A 5,856-nucleotide genomic window follows, 5' to 3' on the forward strand; every position below is an offset into this window, starting at 1 on the left:
GTACCATTGGTGGCCGAAAATTCAGGTTTAATTACTCCGATGCTACCGGATTTGAGATCAGTCCCCCTGCTGAGAAACAATAGCTCCTGTAGACTTCATATTATAGCGCTGTGCGCAGGGAACAGGGAACAGGGAACAGGGAACAGGGGGAATAAAAAACCGATAATATAAGACTTCTAGCTATTGGACATTTTCTGTAATTTGTAAATATGCCAGCGCACATTGCTATAGTCATAATAAATTAGTCATCTAAAGATGACTTCTGCTTTGATCCTAGAAATAAATTTCTTGGCGGATGACATGGCGAACCTGTTGCCTTGATATTACACTTAGCCAGAAGGGTTTCGCTCAGTTACGCTATCGCTAACACACCCTACCAATAACTGATAACTGATAACTGAAATGACTCCCTATTAAAACTGCACCTCATATTCGACTGATAATACTGCATTATCACTAAAGTTACTCCCTCCTCGAATGCGTACTTCATCATTAAGTTCATAAAGTAGAGAAAATTCCGTTGGTTCATTGGCACCAAAAAGTCTAGTCATGGATACTCCTAATTTATTCGTCACGTCAACACCTACCTCCAAACCCCAACCCAAAGAGGAAGCACGTCGCGCTCCACGTTTAGGAATACTTGCAGGAAATATCCGAAATTCACTTAACCCAGTTGCTGCAATAATATCTTGTTGTAAGTTAGCAAGTATGGTGGTACTTGCTACATTAGCTAATGCTAAATTCCTATCTTCACTAAGGGTATCAATGATATTACCACCCAACAAACTGACTATTTGTACTTCTGATCGCTTTGGAGAACTGGTCAACTCTAGGTTATTTTCTAATTCTGATAGAGGTCCTTTTGCTGTTGCCATAATTCTAACTCTCTGACTACTATTCAAGGTGCCTGGTGATGGAGCATCTATGGTCTCAGGTGATAATGGTGATGATGGGGATGATGAACGGTTGCTTTCAAAAGCTGATGCTAATAGCTGTACATCTACAATGGGGTCAAGTCCATTAATTGGGGTAAAGGTAGCTATGTTGTTATAGTTGGGGTCTAAACGCAATTCTGTAGTAAATAGATTAATCGACCCTGCTGCTAGGTCGATCGTGCCGCTTGGACGAATATCGCTGAGGGTTCCGTTAATCAGTAAACCACCTGCAACTTCAAAGTTAGCTAGTCCTGGACTAATCATCTGTAGGCGATCGCTTAGAGTCACTTGAAAATTATTTAGACCAATCTCAAATTCTCCCATGCCAAAACTAGGTGGATTTTCTTGACTACCTGCTGCTGCTGCTAAACCTGCTGCCTGATTTAAAAATATTTTACCTTGGGAGACTTCAACGTTACCGCCTACTTCTGGTTGCAAAGCTGTACCTGTAATCAGGACTTTTCCATCAATACCACCTTGAAAAACTCGTTGAAAGTCTATATTGAGTTGGTCTAATGTAATTGTCAGGGGGTTATTTATATCTGGTTCTTGACTGCCAAAGGGTTGAAAAATTGGTAAAACACCAATGACTTCAACTTTACCATCACTAATAATTCCTTGGAGTTCTTTTACCTCTATACGATCGCCCTGAAATAAAACTGTTCCTTCTAGGTCTGTTAGAGGTTGGGGAAATGCTGCTGCTGTGATACTTATATTTGCAAATTTAGCATATCCTTCTGGTTCTGGTTGTTGTAATGTTCCTTTGACCTGCAATAATATATCTCCTTGACCAGAGTTTAATGTCACCTGGTCGGTCAAGATGTTAACTATCTGTAACGCATCATTTTTAATATTGACGCTGACGTTAATTAGATCGCTACCTGCGGAAACTTGAGCAAAGGGTAGGTCAATGGGTACATCCCCTCTATACAAAATGGGGTCTCCAATTATAGAAATACCTCCACCAAAACGCAGACGCCCAGTGTTATAACTAAATTCTGTTTGTGCTTTTTCAATGGGTGTTTCGTTTAAGGTGCCGTCTACTATATTGATTTTGCCTATAGCTCTGGGGTCTTCAAAATTTCCTCCTATTTCTGTTTCGGCATTCAAAATTCCTGTAATATTAAAATTGATATTTGGTGGTATATAATTTTGGGCAAATTTCTGTATTTCTCCTAAATCTATATTTTCTAATCGTAATTTCCCAGTCTGATTTTCTGCACTCAAATCTCCATTAAATGCTAATAATGTTTCTCCTGCTTGCACTTCTAGTGGTTTGACTGTCAGCACTTCGTTTTCATACTGACCCTGTACGAGAAATTTATCGACTTTGTAAGGTCCCCAACTCCAGTCGCTACCATTGATGTCAAATTTGCCGTCAATACCAGACTGCCAAGTTCCTTCTGCTGTTACTTCTCCTGAAAAAGTTATATCTAGGTCTGCAAGGGGTGGTATTGGTATGGGAGTGTTTGGTTGTTGACTTTCTTGTTGTTGTTTTAGCAAAGCTTGAATTTCGGCAAACCGACGCAGTTGGGAAATGACTGGTGTATTTTCTGGAAAACCTACTGCAACTGGTTGCACATCTTCAGCGTTGGCATAATTTGGAGTCTTTATACCTCGCGCAATATCTTCTAAGTTAAACCATTGGAGGGCGGTCAAAATATCTTGAGCTTCACCTTTTTCAATTTTTAGGTTGCCAGCAAATTTGGGGTCGAAATTGGCGTCGGGAGAATTAATATCGACCATTGCTTGTAAGACATATCGACTGTCACCTAATAATAATGTACCGTCATTGAGAGTTCCTATACCTTCGGCAAAATTGATATCTGCGGTGAAACTTTCTGCATCTATATAACCAATGCTAGGTTTGGCAACTGCAAGATTTCCGTTTGCTGCGATGGAGTTCAAGTCGAATGTTCTCAGACCAGATATTGCTATTTTGGCGGATGCTTCCCCGGAAACTTGAGCGATATCAAATTGTGCTGCTGGCGCTATATCTAATAATTCAACAGGAAATTGCTCTAATGTTACTAGGAGGTTTTCTCCTTCTGTGACTCCTGCGAGTTTTGCTTCGTCGCGTTGAATTAAGAAAGCAGTGGGAAAATAGGTTTGATCAAATCGATCTAATACTAATTCTAGACGGTCTTGTTCCCCTGCAATTTTAAATGTTACTCCATCAGCTATTCCTGCATTTAATTTTCCAGATAAAACGGAATCAAAATCTACTGAATTTACGGCTAGGTTTCGCAATACAATATCACCAACCAAACTTAAATCTTCGATAGATTTACCGATGACTTTACCATCAAAGTTGACTCTACCTGTTAATAACTCTCCTTTTTTTTCTATGGGTAAATTTTGTGCTAATTTTTCTATGGGCAGAGATTCTAAGTCAAAATCTGACAAATTGACATTAATATTAATTCCAGAAATTGTCGGTGGTTTTTGTTGTGTAAAATCTACACCTACTACTCCATTAGCATTAACGTTTGGCGGGATAGAAACTTTTTCTATTTCTACTTGTTTACCTTTCCAGTCAAACAGAGAATTAAGAGGTTGTTGAATAACTGGTAATTCTGAAAGTGTTAATTTTGCTTGAGCGGCTATAGCTTCTGGAGAGAAATTTGCTAGGGTTCCAGACAGGTCGATATTTGTATTTAAAAAGCCACCAATTACTGGTAAATTTTCAGCTTGCCCTAATAATTTTTGTACCTGTCTAATAGCTGCAACGGCTGGTTTTGTCTGTTCTTGTTTTTCCAATGCTGCCGAAAATTGCTCTAAAGGAATTTGGTCTCCTACTATAGCAGTTTGCCATTTTTTACCTACTAATTCTCCAGTAATATTAACAGTTCCACCATTTGCCAAAAGTACTTTTCCTTCCGCTTCAGCAGCTATAGCTTCTGGGTTTAAATTCTCTAAATTTCCAGCGACTTTAGCATTGCCTAGAATATTGCCATTTATTGTGTCTAAATAAGGCAAAACTAATTCTATAATTTCCTTATTCGTGTTATCCGTGCCCAAATTCGTGTCTAGCTCTTTAGCTATTTTTTTTACAAAACTCAATGGAATAGGTTCAGTGATCGCTGAGGCTGTAAAATTACCATTATTTAATTTTCCTGTGGCATTAATTGTATTATTTCCAATGATTAATTTTCCGGTTCCATCAGCGGCTATTGCTTGAGGATTCAGATTATTTAAGTTGCCAAATACGCTCAGATTACCAAATAATTCTCCTTCAATTCCTGGAGGTAAAGTTGCGCTAGCTGGTATAGCAATTAAACCAGTTTTTCTGACTGTTTCTTCCAAAAGGCGTAAAGCAATATTTTCTGTTCCTACATTTGCAAAAAAGTTTCCTCGTTCGAGTTTACCATCAATATAAACAGCATTGCCATCAATAAATAATTTACTATTAGTATTAGCGGTAATTGCTTCTGGAGATAAATTATTTAAATTTCCAGATAAATTAGCATTAACATCAACTTGACTATTTAAAGTTTTAATAGCAGGAATTTGAGCTTGTAAAATTTGAATTTGATTAGGTTCTACTGGAATTAATCCTGATGTTAAAACCGCTTCTCCTAAATCCATAAGTGGATTTACTGCTAATTTACTACTATTAACTGAAGCTTGAAAATTACCATTATTTAATTTACCCGTAGCGTTAACAGTTCCTCCAGCAATAATTACTTTCCCATCCCCATCAATAGCAATTCCTGTAGGAGTTAAATTATTAATATTTCCAGATATAGTCGCTTCCCCTTGAACTTCTCCCTTAATATCTGTTGGTAAAACATTATTTTTCAGAGAAACAATTTGTGCTTCTGTTAATAACTTTTCGACGGCAGTAAGAGATATTTGATTAGTTTTAACTGTCGTTTGAAAATTACCCGAATTTAAACTACCTGTAGCATTAATTGTACCTTCCTCAATTTTGAGATTTCCCACTAAATCTCCTGCTATATTTTCCGGGGAAGGATTTGCCAGATTTCCTGATAAATTAACCTTGCCATTTAGTCTACCATTCAGAGTTTTTAACCTGGGAATATTAACCCTAATATTATTTAACTGTTCCTGGTCAGTAATAATTCCAGAATTTACTGCCGATAACCCCAAATCTAACAAAGGATTAAGTGGTAATTCTTCAGTATCAACCAATGCTTGAAAATTACCATTATTAACTTTCCCATTAGCATTAACCGTACCATTAGCAATATTAACATTCCCCTGAAAACCACTGGTTATGCCAGGCAAACTTAAATCATTTAGATTAGCTGAAAAAGTAGCTTCACCATTAACCTTCCCATCAGTTTGACTAGATAAAATAGGATTAGGAGTCGTCAGAAAATTTGCATTTCTCCCTATTCTTTCTAAAGCACTTAAACTCAATTGAACAGCATTTCCCTTACCCTGCAAACTACCATTATTTGCCCGAGCATTAAAATTAACCTGACCCCCAGCAATATTTATTACCCCACTCCCATTCCCATCAATACTATTAATTGAAAAATCCCTCGTGAGACCAGAAGAACTAGCTTGAGCATTAACAATACCTTCCAACCCAGATGGTAAACCCAATGGTTTTAAAGGTTCTAAATTATCTAAATTAATTTGATTGACAGTAACGTTGAGCTGCCAGTTATCCAGATTAGCAGTACCATCAATATTAACCTTTCCCCCACCAACTTCAACAACAGTATTTTTAATATTCGCCTGACTATCAACAATATCAACAGTACCACTCACCGGATAAACAGCTTTTGGTAACTGCCATTGAACTTGCCCTTTCAGACTTTCCAAAGCACCAGCGATCGCTACTTCAGAAGAAAAGTTACCGAGGGGAAGAGGTGGAGTAATACCATATTGTTGAGCGATCGGTTCTAGGGGTAAATTTTCCACCTTCAGGTTTAAGTCAACTACAGGA

At 37.8% G+C, this 5,856-nt stretch carries 1 protein-coding gene; it reads right to left on the reverse strand.

From position 1 onward, the window contains the following. Positions 1-413: 413 nt before the first annotated feature. The gene (locus tag D5R40_RS29720) at positions 414-5,831 is read right to left on the reverse strand and encodes a translocation/assembly module TamB domain-containing protein (protein WP_124155640.1); all 5,418 of its coding nucleotides are present in this window, start codon (positions 5,829-5,831) and stop codon (positions 414-416) included. Positions 5,832-5,856: the final 25 nt, after the last annotated feature.

The organism is Okeania hirsuta (genome assembly GCF_003838195.1).
GTDB lineage: Bacteria > Cyanobacteriota > Cyanobacteriia > Cyanobacteriales > Microcoleaceae > Okeania > Okeania hirsuta.